This window comes from Micromonospora sp. DT229 (genome assembly GCF_049844505.1).
Lineage (GTDB): Bacteria > Actinomycetota > Actinomycetes > Mycobacteriales > Micromonosporaceae > Micromonospora.
Genome location: NZ_JBNCLD010000019.1, coordinates 54,935 through 69,118, shown reverse-complemented (window position 1 = coordinate 69,118; position 14,184 = coordinate 54,935). Strand labels below are relative to the sequence as shown.

Below are 14,184 nucleotides of genomic sequence, written 5' to 3'. Positions count from 1 at the left end.
GTTCAGCCTCGGCCTTGGAGCCAGCGGGGTAGGTCGGATTCCGGGTCGGGTGAGCGGGGTGCGGTGTCGGGTGAGCGGGGTGCGGTCGAGGGGGCGCGCTCGATCGGACGACGCTCGACCGGGCGGCGTGGGTCGCCGACCAGGGCGCGGCTGGGAGCGGTGAACGACTCGGCCGGTTCGCCGTCGATCGCCGTACCGATGATCCGGGCCACCGCCTCGATCACCCGGGCCTGCACGGCGGAGCCGACCAGGTCGGTGGGGTCGTCCGGGTTGGCGGCGATGCCGGCCACCGCCACCTGCGGGGTGAAGCCGACGAAGGTCTCCGTGGCGGCCCGCTCGGAGCTGCCGGTCTTGCCGGCCACCGGACGGCCCTCGAGGATGCGGTTCACCGCCGTGGCGGTACCACCGTTGCACTGCCCGAACGCCGACTGCTGACCCACCGGGCAGCGTGCCGCGTCGGTGGCGGCCCGCGCCACGTCCGGGTCCAGCACCTGGCGGCAGGAGGGGTCACCGACCGGCACCCGCTGCCCGTCCGGCGCGGTCACCGACACCACCGGCAACGGCGCGCAGTACGTGCCCTCGGCGGCCACGGTGGCGTACGCGTTGGCCAGGTCCAGCGGGGTGGTGGCGGAGACCCCGAGGGTGAAGGCCCCCCAGTTGGCCGCGTTGTCCTGCGCGAAGCGCGCGTCGGCCTCGGCCCGGAAGGTGATGCCCAGCCGCTGGGCCATCTCGACCACCTTGTCCTGGCCGACCTGCTCGGCCAGCCAGACGAAGTACGTGTTGACCGAGCGGCCGAAGCCGTCCCACATCATCCGGTAGCCGTTCATCCACTGCGGGTTGGCGTTCGCCGGGCACCACTGACCGTTGCAGCTGCTGTCGTCGGTGCCGGCGGCGTACCGGGTGGGCAGCCGGGTGGGGGCGTCGAACCCGGTCGACAGGGTACGGCCGGACTCCAGGGCGGCGAGCATGGTGAACAGCTTGAAGGTCGAGCCGGCCTGGTAACCGGCGACGCCACCACCGCCGGAGATCAGCGGGTTGACGGTGTTCGGGTAGTTGACCTGCCCGTCCGGGTTGTCGTCGAGGCTGTAGTGCCGGTTGACCGCCATGGCGAGGATCCGACCGGTGCCCGGTTCGACGGCGGCGATCGGCACCGCGCGCTTGTTGTCGTACCCGTAGATGCCGGTGGCCTGCTGCTGCGCGGTCTTCTGGAGCTGCGGGTCGAGGGTGGTGACCACGCTGTAGCCGCCCCGGCGCAGCGCCTGCTCCCGCTCGGCGACGGTGTCGCCGAAGGCCGGCTGCTCCAACCACCAGCGGCGCAGGTAGTCGCAGAAGAAGCCCCACCCGTCGCGGGAGCTGGCCGTGGCCGCGCAGCCGTTGGCCTGGTCGCTGGGGTCCAGCTTCAACTTCTCGGCCTTCGCGCGGGTCGCCTGCTCGGCGGTGATCGCCCCGGTGGCGACCATGGCATCCAAGACGTACGCCCGCCGGGTCAGCGCCGCGTCGGCGTCACCGTCGATCGGGCTGTACGCCTCCGGCGCCTGCACCAGGCCGGCGAGCAGGGCCGCCTCGGCGAGGGTCAGGTCCGCCGGCGCCTTGGAGAAGTAGCGCTGGCTGGCGGCGGCGATGCCGTACGCCCCGGAACCGAAGTACGCGATGTTGAGGTAGCGGTTGAGGATTTCGTCCTTGCCGAGGCGCTGTTCCAGGGCGTTGGCGTACCGGATCTCCTGGATCTTGCGCCCCACGGTCGGCGCGGTGGCCGCGGCCCGTTCCTCCGCGGTGCGGTTCGGGTCGGTCTTGAGCACGTTGCGCACGTACTGCATGGTCAGCGTCGAGCCCCCCTGCTCGGTGCCGGAGGTGGCGTTGCTGACCAGGGCCCGCGCCATGCCGCGCAGGTCGACCCCACCATGGTGGTAGAAGCGGCGGTCCTCGGCGGCCACGATGGCCTGGCGCATCACCGGCGCGATCTCCGCCAGCGGCACGTCCGTGCGGTTGACGTCGTAGAAGGTGGTGATCAACGTCTTGCCGTCGTTGGCGTAGAGGTAGGAACGTTGCGGGGTGGCCGGGGTCCGCAAGGCGTCCGGCAGTGCGGCGTAGTTACCGAGCGCGGCCTGGGCGGCGAAGCCGAACACCAGATTGACCGGCAGTACGGCGACCGCCAGCACGAGTCCGGCGAGCACGCCGGTCAGCAGCACGGTGAACAGCCGCGACAGCGGCGTAGGGGAGGCCATGGTCCCCAGGATTGCCGCGAAAGCCACCTACCGACCACCTCAACGCCCGGGTTGTCAGCCAATTCACGGCTACCTGCCAGCAGCCTTTGCCCTGGTCACCCGGGTACGGTCCGCCCGGCGGTGGTCCGCCGCCGTCGGACGAACCGCTCGGTTGTGGGGCGGACCGCCTGATGGTCTTCCGCCGCCGTCCGGCGGGTCAGGCCGGGCCGGGGCCGATCGGGCCGGGCGGGCGGGCCGTGGCGACACTCGCGCTGGCCGCGTCGTAGAGGATCTCCCGGGGCATCAGCCGGCCGGAGCGGTACGCGATGCCGATGCTGGCGATCAGTACGAAGATCGCCCCGAAGGTCTGCAAGGAACCGATCAACGCACCACCCAGACCGAGCAGCGGGCTGGCGATCATCAGCATGACGCCGTCGCCGATGCTGAACGCCCCCGACCGGGCCACCGCCCAGCCGGTGCACAGCCAGCCCAGGCTGTAGCAGGTGGCACCCACCAGCACCAGGGTCCGGGCGGTGGTACCGAAGACGGGTGTCTGTTCGGCCAGCCCGGCGAACGGCAGCATCAGCACCGTACCGGCGATGCTGATCAGCAGTCCGGCGACGGCGGAATGGCGGCTGCGGGTGGCCGCCAGCAGGCCGGTCAGCCCGAGCAGGGCCAGCAGGCCGAGCCAGACCGCGGCCACCCAACCGATCAGGTACAGGGCCCGCCCGTCGGCCGGGTAGGGATCGTTGCCGACCCCGCCGTCGCTGGCCCTCGCGACCAGACCATAAAGAATCGCGTACGCCGGCAGCAGCCAGACCGCGGCTCGGGCAAGTCGGCGCAGTGACCAGGCCCAACTGGCGTTGGTGGCCGGCCCGGGTGGGCCCGGCTCGTCGACGAAGGGCAGTACGCCGAAGCCGCCGCCGGTCCGCCGGGTGCCCAATGGGCCCTGGGGATCGTGCTTGCCTGGCACCTGCGGCGCGGACCACAAACGGCGCAGCGGATCCATGCCTCACCTCGCTCATCCACGGACATCACGCGGGACGCACGCGGCAACGCCCCGGTGCCTGGCCAAACCGGCCGTACCACCGATGGTGGCAAACACCGAAGCCCTTCATGAGGCTTTCTCGCATTACCCGCCGGAAGATCGACTCCGTTACGCCGAAACGAAACGGCGGGGTCGGAGCAGGCCGGACCGCGCCGTTACGGCGAAGGCGGGGTCGAGGGATGGCGGACAGGGCCGTAACGGCGAAACGGCGGGCGCGCCCAGAGGATGGGCACGCCCGCCGGCTACGGGGTCAGGCGCGTTCGCGTTGGTCGGCCGGGTCGTTGAGCAGGCTCGCCGGCGAGACCGGCTCCGGGGCGGGCAGCCCCTGCGGGGCCTTGCCGCCGCTGGCCTGCGCCTCGGCCACCCGTACCTCGTTGTGGATCTCCTGGGCGGCTGCGGCGGCGGCCTGGGCCGCCTCGGCGGCCTCGCGCTCGACCGCGCTGGCGTCGTCGGAGGCCTGCGGGGTCGGCACGTCGCCGACCATCTGGCTCAGCCCGCCGAGTGCGCCGCCCATGCCCTCCAGGGCCTTGGTCAGCTCGGCCGGCACGATCCACACCTTGTTGGCGGTGCCGTTGGCGATCTGCGGCAGGGCCTGGAGGTACTGGTAGGCGAGCACCTTCTGGCTCGGGTTGGCGGTGTGGATCGCGCTGAAGACGGTACGGATCGCCTTGGCCTGGCCCTCCGCCTGGAGGATCCGGGCCTGCCGGTCACCGTCGGCGCGCAGCACTGCGGCCTGCTTCTCACCCTCGGCGGTGAGAATCTGCGACTGCTTGTGCCCCTCGGCGTTGAGGATCGCGGCGCGGCGGTCCCGCTCGGCGCGCATCTGCTTCTCCATCGAGTCACGGATGCTCGGCGGCGGCTCGATCGCCTTGATCTCCACCCGGGTCACCTTGATGCCCCACCGGCCGGTGGTCTCGTCCAGCACCCCGGACAGGTGCCGGTTGATCTCCTCGCGGCTGGTCAGCGCGCGCTCCAGGTCCAGCGAGCCGATCACGTTACGCAGGGTGGTGACGGTGAGCTGCTCGATCGCCTGGAGGAAGTTGGAGATCTCGTAGGTGGCCCGGACCGAGTCGACCACCTTGAAGTACAGGACGGTGTCGATCGACACGACCAGGTTGTCCGAGGTGATCACCGGCTGCGGCGGGAAGCTGACCACCTGCTCCCGCATGTCGACCTTGGCACGCACCGAGTCGACGAACGGCACGAGCAGGTTCAGTCCCGGGTTCAGGGTGCGCTTGTAGCGCCCCAGCCGCTCGACCACGTCCTGACGCTGCTGCGGAACGATCCGCAGCGCCTTGGCCAGGGTGACCACCCCGATCAGGGCGATACCTATCAAAAGGACGGGAAACACGATTTCCATCCGGTCACCTCTCCACTTCGGGTAGCTCGGTGGGCGTCGCAACATCCCGCCAGACCAGGGCTACCGCTCCCTTGACCTGAATAACCTGCACCCGTTCACCGGGAGCCAAAACCTGGGTGGCGTCGTACGCTCGGGCGGTCCACACCTCGCCGTCGATCTTCACCATGCCCCTGTCGGAGTCGACCTGCTCCAACACCAGGGCGGTGGATCCCTCGATCGCCTCGATCCCGAACGCGGTGTCGCCGCTCTCCAACGCCGACTGCCTGTGTCGCCGGATCACCGGCCGCGCCGCCAGGACGGTCAGCGCCGAGACGGCGGCGAAGACGACCGCCTGCACCGCCACCGGAGCACCGAGCGCGGCGGCACCGGCAGCGGCGAACGCACCGACCGCGAACATGAGCACGAACAGGGTCGCCGTGAAGATCTCAGCGACCGCCAGCACCACGCCCAGCACGATCCAGAACACGGCATCCATAACACGATCGTGACATGAGAATGCACGTGTCATCGAATTGACATGATCGTAAGCTCTCGGTCACCACTACGGAGGGTAGAAGATGTCCATACGTCCGGAAACCGCCCGTCAGGTCGACGCCCTGGTGGCCGACGCCCAGTCGACCGGTCACGTTCCGTCGTTGATCGTCGGAGTGGTCCGGGACGGCGCTCTGGTCCATCTGAGCGCCGCCGGCACCCACCCGGCCCCCGACGCCGACCTGCAGTTTCGGATCGGTTCGATCACCAAGACGATGACCGCAGCATTGATCATGCAGGAACGCGACGCCGGTCGCCTGGCGCTCGACGACCCGCTGCGGCGGCACCTGCCGGAGGCCGAGGCGGCCGGGCCGGTCACCCTGCGGCACCTGCTGGGGCACATCGGTGGCCTGCAACGGGAACCGGACGGACCCTGGTGGGAACGCAGCGACGGCGTCGACCTGCGTGCGCTGCTGGCCGGGTTCTCCGCCGCGAAGATCGCCTACCCCCCGCACCGCGCGTTCCACTACTCCAATCTGGCGTACGGGCTGCTCGGCGGAGCGCTGGAACGGATCACGAAGACCCCGTGGGCGCAACTGCTGCGGGAGCGGATCCTCGACCCCCTGGGGATGGATCGCACCACCTACGCCGCCACCGCGCCGTTCGCCCCCGGCTACGTGGTGCACCCGTGGCACGACACCCTGCGGGAGGAACCCCGTACGGACACCGGGGCCATGGCACCGGCCGGGCAGCTCTGGTCCACCGTGGCGGACCTGGCCCGTTGGGCGGCCTTCCTGGCCGAGCCCGATCCGGCCGTCCTCGCCCCGGAGACCCTGGACGAGATGTGCGCCCCGATGGCGATGGTCGACCTGGACTCCTGGCGGGCCGGACGCGGGCTCGGGCTGGCGCTGCACCGCGAGGGCGAGCGGGTGTACGCCGGACACGGCGGCTCCATGCCCGGCTACCTCGCCGTACTGGAGGTGCACCGGCCCAGTCGTACCGCGGTGGTCGGTTTCGCCAACGCGTACGCCTTCCGCACCGGTGGTCTCGGCATCCTGGGCCGGCAGGTCCTCACCGAGGTCCTGGAGGCCGAACCGGCACCGACCCGGCCCTGGTCGCCGGTCGACGCACCGCCCCCGGCCGACGTGGCCGCCCTCACCGGCCGTTGGTGGTGGATGGGCATCCCCCTCGACCTCACCTGGGACGCCACGACCGGCGACCTGGTCGAGGCCGTGCCGGGCGATCCGGTCAGCCGCTACGTCCCGCAGGGCCCGGACCGGTGGCGGGGGGTCAGTGGCGAGGAACACGGCGAGGTACTGTCCGTGCTCCGCGACCAGGCGGGCCGCCCGGTGGCCCTGGACATCGCCACCTTCGTCTTCACCCGCTCCCCCGACCAAATCCCCTGACCCCGCCCCACCACCTACCCACCTGCCCGCGTTGATGATGAGGTTGCCGGCACAGGAAAGCGCTATCCCGACCGCCAACCTCATGATCAACGCGGAGATCCGGGGGTGGGGGGCGGAGAGAGGGGATGTTATGGCGCGGTGGAGCGGACGACCACCGCGTCGGGGATGGGTGGGGCCGGTTCCGGGGGGCGGCGGGCCAGGCGGCGGACCGCGGTGTTGAGCACGGCGATCAACGGTACGGCGACCAGCGCGCCCACGATGCCGTCGAGCACCACGCCGGCGGTCACCGCCAACACCACCGGCAACGGATGCAGGGCCACCGCCCGACCCATGATCCAGGGCTGGAGGACGTTGCCCTCCACCTGCTGCACCACGATCACCGCCCCGAGAATGGCCAGCGCGGTGACCCAGCCGCTGTCGACCAGGGCGACCAGGACCGCCACCGCACCGGACAGGGTGGCACCCACGATCGGGATGAAGGCGCCGAGGAACACCAGAGCGGCCAGCGGGAAGGCGAACGGCACGTCGAACAGCACCAGGGCGATCCCGATGCCCAGCGCGTCGATGAACGCCACCAGCACCGTGGCCCGGACGTACGCCACCAGGGTCAACCAGGAGGCCCGACCGGCGTCGTCGGTCCGCCAACGGGCCGCCTCCGGCAGCATCCCTACCAGGAACCGCCAGATCCGGTCACCGTCGCGCAGGAAGAAGAACATCGCGAACAGCACCAGCAGGGTGCCGGTGAACACCTCGAACACCGTGCCGGCGGTGTTGATCGCCCCGCTGGTCAGGGACTGACTGTTCTCGTTGATCCACTTCTGGCCGGCCTCGACGTAGGCGTTGAGTTGTCCGTCGGACAGGCCGAGTGGGCCGTCGCGCAACCAGTCCTGGATCTGCCCGATGCCGGCCGAGGCCCGCACACTCAGGTCAGGCAGACCGACGATGAACTGGTTGACCACCAGGGTCAGGGTGCCCACCACCGCGCCGAGCCCGCTGATCAGCACCACTGCGGTGGCCAGGCTCCGGGGCACCCGCAACCGCAGCAGCCACCCCACCGCCGGGGCCAGCAGGGCGGTCAGCAGCAGGGCGACCAGCAGGGGAACGATGACGATACGAATGGTGCCCATCAGGCGCAGCAGCGCCCAGCCGACCACCCCGATCACGATCAGCCGCCAGGACCAGGCGGCGGCGATCCGCAGCGCCTTCGGCACATCGGAGTCGTCACGGCTGGTCGTCGAGCCACCGCCGTCGACCGGCGGTACGGGCTGCCAGGGCGGCGGGACGGCGACCGCATCCTGGGCGCGGATCTCCGCTCGTTCGCGCTGTCGCTCGCGGGCGGCGCGTACGGACGCGCGTCCCGCCAGGAACGCCTGACGCACCCGCCGTCGCGGCTGCTCGAAGCGGCTCAACCGGCACCCCCGGGAGTGGTAGGGATCAGGCGGTACACCGTAGCGCCTGCGGCCCAGCCCGACACAGGCCGCCGACGGCGCGGATCATCCCGGCTCGGTGACGAAATCGATCAACCGCTCCATGGCGTTGATCAGCGGGGTCTCCACCTCCGCGTAGGTGTTCACCCGGGACAGGATGTGCCGCCACATGTCGGCCGGCTCGGCGACCCCGAGCGCCGCGCAGACGCCCTCCTTCCACGGCCGCCCCGGCGGCACCACCGGCCACGCCCGGATGCCCAGCGCCGCCGGCTTCACCGCCTGCCACACGTCGACGTACGGATGCCCGGTGACCAGCACATGCGGCGAGGTCACCCGGGCCACGATCCGGCTCTCCTTCGAGCCGGGCACGAGATGGTCGACGAGAACGCCGAGCCGCCGGTGCGGGGCCGGGCCGAACTCGCGTACCGCGGCGTCGAGGTCGTCGATGCCCTCCAGGGGTTCCACCACCACACCCTCGATGCGCAGGTCGTCACCCCAGATCCGCTCGACCAGGGCGGCGTCGTGCATCCCCTCCACCCAGATCCGACTGGCCCGGGCGACGCGGGCGCGCACCCCGTCGACCGCGACGGAACCCGAGGCGGTACGCCGACGCGCGGCCGGCACCGGCGCCCGAGCGGGTCGACGCAGGGTGACCGGCTGACCGTCGAGCAGGAAGGCGGCCGGGCGCAGCGGGAAGTTGCGCCGCTTACCGTGCCGGTCCTCCAGCACCACCGCACCGGACTCGAACCCGACCACCGCGCCACAGAAACCCGAATCGGCGTCCTCGACCACCAGGTCCGCCTCGGCGTCGACCTCCGGAATCACCTTCCGCCGCCGCCAGTCCCCCGCCAGAACGTCCTCGCCATACCGCCGCCCCATCCCCCGCACGCTAGCCCCACCCGTCCCACCCCACATCCCGACGCGCCGCCCACCCCACCCGGAACCGCCGATCATGCACTTACCGTCGCGACGAAAGGTACAGAAGTGGATGAACCAGCGACCAAAAGTGCATGATCGACGGTGCCGCAGCAGGAGCGCGAAGGGCGGGGTGGGAGGGGGTGGAGGGCGGCAGTCGAGACAGGGGCGGGCAAGAACACGTACTCTTTCGGCATGTCCACCCCCGCTGCGGGTGCGGCCATCCTTGCGCCGCGCCGGTCGAGCCGGTTCGTTGCCTGGGTGCGCGCGTGGCGCGCCGGGCTGGTGCCCTTCGACGAAGTCGCCGACGAGGTCGCCGGTGACGAGGAGCACCTGGTCGCCGACGCGCCCGGCACGTGGACGGACGTGCCGCTGCGGGAGGCCCTGCCCACCCTGGCCAAGCTCTCGCCGGACGAGATCCGGCTGGTGCTGCCGGCCCCGGGCGACCCCCGTGGTCTGCCCGGCCCGGGTGACTTCGCCGGTGCCGCCCTGGTCACCGGTGAGGCGGTCATCGCCGGTCCGATGGGCCTGATCCCGGAGGTACGGGTGCACACCTCCGGCTCCGGGGACACCTTCGAGACCGTGCTCTGGCGGGTGTACCCCCTGCCGGCCAACGCCCCGGCCGCCTCGCTCACCCTGCCCGGCGCCGCCGAGGCAGAGGCGGAGTTGGCCGCCGCGCTCGCCGACACGACCGCGGCGCTGACCCGACTGGACATCGCCCAGTGGCGGCCCGAGCTGGCCGGGGCCCTGGAGGCCCTGCGCCGCCCGGACGGCACCACCGACCTGCCGCCCGGCTTCGACCCACGATCGCGCCGGTTGTTCGCCCGGGCCGCCGTACTCGACCGGGTGCTCGCCCTGGCCGGGCACGCCGCACCCGGCGGCGCGGTCAACAACCACGAGGCCCAGCAGCGCGACGCCGCACTACGCCCCCTGACCACCGCCTGCCGTCAGGCCCTCGTCGCCGCCTGCAACGCCCCCCTGCGCCCGTAAGCCGCGAAGCGGCGCCGAGGACCCCATGCCGTACGGCGCGCGCCGACTTCCTGCGCCGCGACACCCGGCCCGTCTGGCCGGCGCCGATCTGCCCGAACGCCGGAGCTGGTCAGATCTCGTCGATCAGGTCGGCCACGGAGTTGACGATGCGCGACGGACGGTACGGGTAGCGTTCGGCCTCCGTCCGGGTGCTGATGCCGGTCAGCACCAGGATGGTCTCCAGCCCGGCCTCCAGGCCACAGAGGATGTCGGTGTCCATCCGGTCACCGATCATCGCGGTGCTCTCCGAGTGGGCGTCGATGGTGTTCAGCGCCGAACGCATCATCATCGGGTTGGGCTTGCCGACGAAGTACGGCTCCACCCCGGTCGCCTTCGAGATCATCGCGGCCACGGAACCGGCGGCGGGCAGGGCACCCTCGGCCGACGGGCCGGTGGCGTCGGGGTTGGTGCAGATGAACCGGGCCCCGTCGTCGATCAGCCGGATCGCCTTGGTGATCGCCTCGAAGCTGTAGGTGCGGGTCTCCCCCAGCACCACGTAGTCGGGGGCGAAGTCGCTGAGCACGTAGCCGACCGCGTGCAGCGCCGTGGTCAGCCCGGCCTCCCCGATGACGTACGCGGTCCCGCCCGGCCGCTGGTCGGCCAGGAACTGGGCGGTGGCCAGCGCCGAGGACCAGATCGCCTGCTCCGGCACGTCCAGACCCATCCGGGCCAGGCGTGCCTGGAGGTCCCGCGGGGTGTAGATGGAGTTGTTGGTCAACACCAGGAACGGCTTGCCGGAGGCCCGCATCCGTTTGATGAACTCCGGGGCACCCGGTATGGGCTGGCCCTCGTGCACCAGCACACCGTCCATGTCGGTGAGCCAACTCTCGACGGGTTTACGGTCTTGCATGCTCGTCTCCGCAGGGGGTGTCGGGGTCGCCAGTGCCGGTCAGGAGGGGCGGCGGGGCGGGACGCAGCAGACCGAGGGGCAGGTGTCCCACATCGGCAGCTCACCGAGCCGGCGACGCAGGTCGACCCCGGCCGGGTCGATGCGTTCCTGGACCAGTTCCCGCACCATGGTCACGAAGCGGGGATCGGTGCCCGGAGTGGCCGCCCGGACATAGTCCAGGCCGAGTCGGGTGGCCGTGTCCCGCGCCTCGGTGTCCAGGTCCCAGATCACCTCCAGGTGATCGGAGACGAAGCCGATCGGGCTGACCACCACCCCGGTCACCTGCTGATCGGCCAGGGCGGTCAGGTGGTCGTTGATGTCCGGCTCCAGCCACGGCACGTGCGGCGGCCCGGATCGGCTCTGCCACACCAGGTCGTAGGGCAGGTCGGGGGCGGCGCCCGCGTGCACCAGCCGGGCCGTCTCGGCCAACTGGGCGGTGTACCGGCCACCGTGCGGGCCCGCGCTGTCGGCCATGGTCACCGGTACGGAGTGGGCGGTGAAGACCAGCCGGGTGGTGTTCCGCCGAGCCGGGTCGAGTCGGCTCAGCGCGGCCCGTACCGCGTCGATGTGCGGCTCGACGAAACCGGGATGGTCCCAGAACTGGCGCAGCTTCTCGATCACGGGTGCGTCCGAGCCGACCGCGGCCCGGGCGGCGGTGATGTCCTCCTGGTACTGCCGACAGGAGGAGTACCCGCCGAAGGCGCTGGTGGCCAACGCCAGGGCCCGCCGTACCCCGTCGTCGCGCATCTGGGCCAGGGTGTCGGCGAGCATCGGGTGCCAGTTGCGGTTGCCCCAGTACACCGGCAGGTCCAGGCCGTGGGCGGCGAAGTCGGCGCGGACCGCGGCGAGCAGGTCCCGGCACTGCTGGTTGATCGGGGAGACTCCGCCGAAGTGCTGGTAGTGCTCGGCGACCTCGGCCAGCCGCTGCGGCGGGATGCCCCGTCCTCGGGTGACGTTCTGGAGGAAGGGCAGCACGTCGTCCGGCCCCTCCGGGCCACCGAAGGAGACCAGCACCACCGCGTCGTACGCCATGGTCCCATTCTTGCCCCTGCCGGGCGTCGTCACGGCAACGCCCCCGGCTCCCGGCCGTTAAGAAGGGCCCCCTGCTCCACCGTAGGCGTTAACAGGGAGCCCTTCCCTTCACCTAGGCGCCGATCGCGTGGTAGCCGCCGTCGACGTGCACGATCTCGCCGGTGGTGGCGGGGAACCAGTCCGACAGCAGGGCCAGGCAGGCCCGGGCGGCGGGCGCCTGGTCGGTGAGGTCCCAGCCCAGCGGGGCGCGTCCGGACCAGGCGTCCTCGAACTGCTCGAAGCCGGGGATCGACTTGGCGGCCATGGTCCGCAGCGGACCGGCGGCGACCAGGTTGCTGCGGATGCCCTGCTTGCCCAGGTGCAGGGCCAGGTAGCGGGAGGCGGACTCCAGACCGGCCTTGGCCACGCCCATCCAGTCGTACACCGGCCAGGCCTGGGTGGCGTCGAAGGTCAACCCGACCACCGCACCGCCCGGCGACATCAGCGGCAGCGCCGCGACGGCGAGGGACTTGTAGGAGTACGTCGACACGTGCAGGGCGGTCGCCACGTCCTCCCAGGAGGCGTCGAGGAACCCACCGCCGAGGCAGCTCTGCGGGGCGAACCCGATCGAGTGCACCACCCCGTCCAGGCCGTCGACGTGCTCACGAACCTTGTCGGCCAGCCCGGCCAGGTGTTCGGGGTCGGTCACGTCCAGCTCGATGACGGGTGCCACCTCGGGCAGCCGCCTGGCGATCCGCTCCACCAGCGAGAGCCGGCCGTACCCGGTCAACACGACCTGGGCGCCGTTCTCCTGGGCGAGCTTGGCCACCGAGAAGGCGATGGAGGCGTCGGTGATGACGCCGGTGACGAGCAGCCGCTTACCGGCCAGCAGTCCGGACATTATGCTCATTCCTCCGTGCTCAGGTTCAGTGGCCTGCTCGGCTCAGTGGCCCATGCCCATGCCGCCGTCGACCGGGATGACCGCGCCGGAGATGTAACCGGTGCTGTCACCGGCCAGCCAGGTGACGACCGAGGCGACCTCTTCCGCGCTGGCCATCCGGCCCGCCGGGATGGCCCTGAGGATCTCCGCCCGGCGCTCCTCGGAGAGTTTGGCGGTCATGTCGGTCTCGATGAAGCCGGGCGCGACGACGTTGGCGGTGATGTTGCGGCCGCCCAGCTCACGGGTGATCGAGCGGGCCACCCCGACCAGGCCGGCCTTGCTGGCCGCGTAGTTGACCTGGCCGGCACCGCCGGAGAGACCGACCACCGAGGAGATGAAGATCATGCGACCCCACTTGGCCCGCAGCATCTTCGACGACGCCCGCTTGGCGCAGCGGTACGCCCCGGTCAGGTTGGTGTCCAGCACCCGGGTGAACTGCTCCTCGGACATCCGCAGCAGCAGGGTGTCGTCAGTGATGCCGGCGTTGGCGACCAACACCTCCACCGGGCCGAACTCCGCCTCCACCGCAGCGAACGCCGCGTCGACCGACTCGCTGTCGGTGACGTCGCACCGCACGCCGAAGATCCCGTCGGGTGCGCCGCTACCCCGGTGCGTGATCGCCACCCGGTCGCCCTGCTTGGCGAAGGCCTGGGCGATGGCCAGGCCGATGCCACGGTTGCCACCGGTAACCAACACAGTTCGAGACACGGGCGTCCCTCCAAAAGATCGCTGCGGGGTGGAGACTAGGCGCTACCGCACGGTAATCGCTAACCCGACCCACGTCATCGCACCTGTGGTGCTCACTTACACCTCGTCCGGCCGGAGTGCGCCCAGGCGGGGTCATCCGGTCTCCTACCAGCCTTTTCCGGCTTCCGCCGCCGGTCGGTGCCGGGCAGTCGACCCCGGCGTGCGGGGGCGGTCGGCCGAATGCGCCCCGGTGCGCTACCGGGTGTACGCTGACTGGCGTCTGCGGGGCGCTCGGCGGCCCGTATCGCCCGGACCGACCGACTCCAGGAGGTGATCGCTGTGCCAGATAGCGATCCTCCCAGTCGTGGCCGGGCCGACCGCCAGTCACGCTGAGAGTTTCTCCGCCTGAGCTGGCCCGCTCCCCGCGCACTCCGCCACCGCCCTCCGGCCCGTAAAGCCGGGGTGGTCGATCCTGCGGGTGCCAACCGGAAGCCCCCGGTCACGACTTCGTGTGTGTGCGTCCCCGATTCACTCCTCGCCGGTCCAGCCGTGTCCTGGGTCGACGAACCGCTCACCCCGGAGTCAGTCATGAGCCGCTACGTCGCCCCGTTGGGCTTCACCCTCGCCGCCGTCTGGGTGGCCGTCCTGTTCGTGATGGCCAGCGGCACCCACTGACCGCCCCGCCCAGGGTGACCCCCCGGCGAGATCGTGCTCGATCCAGGATCGAGTGGCTCAGCGCGCGCCGCCAGGCCACGCGATCCTGGATCGAGCGTGATCACCACGACTGAGCGGGGTGG

General features: G+C 71.3%; 13 protein-coding genes. 3 read left to right on the top strand and 10 right to left on the bottom strand.

Annotation, left to right across the window (positions count from 1 at the left end; translation table 11 throughout):
- Nucleotides 1-2: 2 nt before the first annotated feature.
- The 4 genes from ACLQ2T_RS24080 to ACLQ2T_RS24065 form a co-directional block, all read right to left on the bottom strand.
- The gene (locus tag ACLQ2T_RS24080) at nt 3-2,225 is read right to left on the bottom strand and encodes a transglycosylase domain-containing protein (protein WP_425768679.1); all 2,223 of its coding nucleotides are present in this window, start codon (nt 2,223-2,225) and stop codon (nt 3-5) included.
- Between the two features lie 196 nt (nt 2,226-2,421).
- A complete protein-coding gene (locus ACLQ2T_RS24075; protein WP_425768629.1) occupies nt 2,422-3,213 on the bottom strand; it encodes a hypothetical protein in 792 nt (263 codons plus the stop codon).
- Between the two features lie 289 nt (nt 3,214-3,502).
- A complete protein-coding gene (locus tag ACLQ2T_RS24070; protein WP_425768628.1) occupies nt 3,503-4,612 on the bottom strand; it encodes an SPFH domain-containing protein in 1,110 nt (369 codons plus the stop codon).
- Nucleotides 4,613-4,616: 4 nt separating this feature from the next.
- A complete protein-coding gene (locus ACLQ2T_RS24065; protein ID WP_425768627.1) occupies nt 4,617-5,087 on the bottom strand; it encodes an NfeD family protein in 471 nt (156 codons plus the stop codon).
- A gap of 82 nt (nt 5,088-5,169) precedes the next feature.
- On the opposite strand from ACLQ2T_RS24065, the gene ACLQ2T_RS24060 reads away from it, so the two are divergent.
- Complete coding sequence (locus tag ACLQ2T_RS24060; protein ID WP_425768626.1) at nt 5,170-6,489, top strand: serine hydrolase domain-containing protein; 1,320 nt, start codon at nt 5,170-5,172, stop codon at nt 6,487-6,489.
- Nucleotides 6,490-6,617: 128 nt separating this feature from the next.
- On the opposite strand, the gene ACLQ2T_RS24055 is transcribed toward ACLQ2T_RS24060, so the two are convergent.
- Both ACLQ2T_RS24055 and ACLQ2T_RS24050 read right to left on the bottom strand, forming a co-directional pair.
- Nucleotides 6,618-7,898 carry an AI-2E family transporter gene (locus ACLQ2T_RS24055; protein ID WP_425768625.1) on the bottom strand — a complete coding sequence of 427 codons (1,281 nt, stop codon included), beginning with the start codon at nt 7,896-7,898 and terminating at the stop codon, nt 6,618-6,620.
- 84 nt (nt 7,899-7,982) lie between these two features.
- A complete protein-coding gene (locus tag ACLQ2T_RS24050; RefSeq protein WP_425768624.1) occupies nt 7,983-8,795 on the bottom strand; it encodes a DUF3097 domain-containing protein in 813 nt (270 codons plus the stop codon).
- Between the two features lie 231 nt (nt 8,796-9,026).
- On the opposite strand from ACLQ2T_RS24050, the gene ACLQ2T_RS24045 reads away from it, so the two are divergent.
- The gene (locus ACLQ2T_RS24045; RefSeq protein WP_425768623.1) at nt 9,027-9,821 is read left to right on the top strand and encodes a hypothetical protein; all 795 of its coding nucleotides are present in this window, start codon (nt 9,027-9,029) and stop codon (nt 9,819-9,821) included.
- 109 nt (nt 9,822-9,930) lie between these two features.
- Here the strand turns inward: ACLQ2T_RS24045 and ACLQ2T_RS24040 are convergent, their stop codons facing one another.
- The 4 genes from ACLQ2T_RS24040 to fabG all read right to left on the bottom strand — a co-directional run bounded on the left by ACLQ2T_RS24040 (nt 9,931) and on the right by fabG (nt 13,408).
- Complete coding sequence (locus ACLQ2T_RS24040) at nt 9,931-10,710, bottom strand: HAD-IIA family hydrolase (RefSeq protein WP_425768622.1); 780 nt, start codon at nt 10,708-10,710, stop codon at nt 9,931-9,933.
- 39 nt (nt 10,711-10,749) lie between these two features.
- Nucleotides 10,750-11,781, bottom strand: coding sequence for a ferrochelatase (locus ACLQ2T_RS24035; protein WP_425768621.1), 1,032 nt, complete (start codon nt 11,779-11,781; stop codon nt 10,750-10,752).
- A 112-nt stretch (nt 11,782-11,893) separates the two neighbouring features.
- The gene (gene fabI, locus ACLQ2T_RS24030; protein WP_425768620.1) at nt 11,894-12,661 is read right to left on the bottom strand and encodes an enoyl-ACP reductase FabI; all 768 of its coding nucleotides are present in this window, start codon (nt 12,659-12,661) and stop codon (nt 11,894-11,896) included.
- A gap of 42 nt (nt 12,662-12,703) precedes the next feature.
- Nucleotides 12,704-13,408 (bottom strand): 3-oxoacyl-ACP reductase FabG, encoded by a 705-nt coding sequence (gene fabG / locus ACLQ2T_RS24025; protein WP_425768619.1) that lies wholly within the window; start codon nt 13,406-13,408, stop codon nt 12,704-12,706.
- 528 nt (nt 13,409-13,936) lie between these two features.
- Here fabG and ACLQ2T_RS24020 point away from each other — a divergent pair.
- Nucleotides 13,937-14,062: a hypothetical protein gene (locus tag ACLQ2T_RS24020; protein WP_425768618.1), complete on the top strand. Its 126-nt coding sequence runs from the start codon at nt 13,937-13,939 to the stop codon at nt 14,060-14,062.
- The last annotated feature ends 122 nt before the right edge of the window (nt 14,063-14,184 follow it).